Raw genomic sequence first — 513 nt, 5'->3', positions numbered from 1 at the left:
CCTGCAGACGAATGTCATCCTGAATGTGGCCTTTCATGATAAATTGGTAGACGTCAATCGTAGCGATGTTCTTACCGTTACGTACCAGCTGGACATTGCGAAGGCTACCTATGTCACTCACACCTCCTGCACGATAAAGTGCGTGGAAGACAGTAGAAAAGGAAGAAAGAGAGTAAGTGCCCGGCTGGACTACTTCACCCATCACATTGATTTGAATAGTACGGATGCTGCCCAGAGTCAGACGGATGTCCGAAGTGGGGTCATTCGTATTATTGAGACCATTATATATCTTGTTTAATGTTTTCTTGAGATAGTCATTGGCTTCAGAAATAGTCAGACCGTTCAGATTGACGGGACCTATTTTCTGAATGTTGATCGTGCCATCAGGAGAAATCTGTTGGCGGATAGTGTTCTGGCTGGCTCCCCAGATGTCGATAATCACTTCATCACCGGGACCAAGACGGTAATTTAAAGGGGTGGCGATGTTGACACTGGGTTCAAAAGTCAGGTTAC

1 protein-coding gene is annotated in these 513 nt (G+C 45.8%); it reads right to left on the bottom strand.

Annotated features, from left to right (window positions below; translation table 11 throughout):
- On the bottom strand, nt 1–513 hold a 513-nt coding region (locus tag KTR06_RS24845; protein ID WP_217290897.1), incomplete at both ends, for a polysaccharide biosynthesis/export family protein.

The sequence above is a fragment of the Bacteroides sp. MSK.20.12 genome, assembly GCF_019052435.1.
GTDB classification, from domain to species: Bacteria; Bacteroidota; Bacteroidia; order Bacteroidales; family Bacteroidaceae; genus Bacteroides; species Bacteroides xylanisolvens.
The sequence above is the reverse complement of the archived record's forward strand: the minus strand, read 5'-3'. Positions and strand labels throughout refer to the sequence as shown.